The 507-nt window shown below is 62.7% G+C and carries 1 protein-coding gene; it reads right to left on the reverse strand.

Annotated elements, in window-relative coordinates:
- Positions 1-470: NADPH-dependent FMN reductase (ssuE, locus tag QWI17_RS10600; protein WP_302722477.1), on the reverse strand; the 470-nt coding region annotated here is incomplete at its 3' end.
- Positions 471-507: the final 37 nt, after the last annotated feature.

Raw genomic sequence — 507 nt, forward strand, 5'->3', positions numbered from 1 at the left:
AGGGCAACGTGGAAGGTTTCCAGCGAGTCCTGCAGGCGTTCTTCCAGCGCGGGTAGCAGTTGCGCGGGCTTGCTGCCCTCTGCATAAGCGACCTGGCTGTCGTCAGCGAAGATCCCTTGCAGGGTCTCTTGCGCCTTGAGTGCAGACAGCACGGGCTTGAGTGCGTAATCCACCGCCAGCATGTGGGCGATGCTGCCGCCGGTGGCGATCGGCAACACGATCTTGTGTGCCAAAGCGCGTTCCGGCAGCAGGTCGAGCAAGGTTTTCAGAGCACCGGCAAACGATGCCTTGTACACCGGTGTGGCGACGATCAGGCCATCGGCCTGGGCCACCAGTTGCTGGAAGTGCTGTACCTGCGGGCTGTCGAAACGGGCATGCAGCAGGTCTTCGGCAGGGAAGTCACGTACCTGGAACGTCACCACTTCGACGCCGCGATGCTGCAGCCACTGGCGCGAACGCTCCAGCAGCACGCCGGAGCGTGAACGTGGACTTGGGCTACCACCGATT

Source organism: Gilvimarinus gilvus (assembly GCF_030518155.1).
In the GTDB taxonomy this organism is placed as follows: Bacteria; Pseudomonadota; Gammaproteobacteria; order Pseudomonadales; family Cellvibrionaceae; genus Gilvimarinus; species Gilvimarinus gilvus.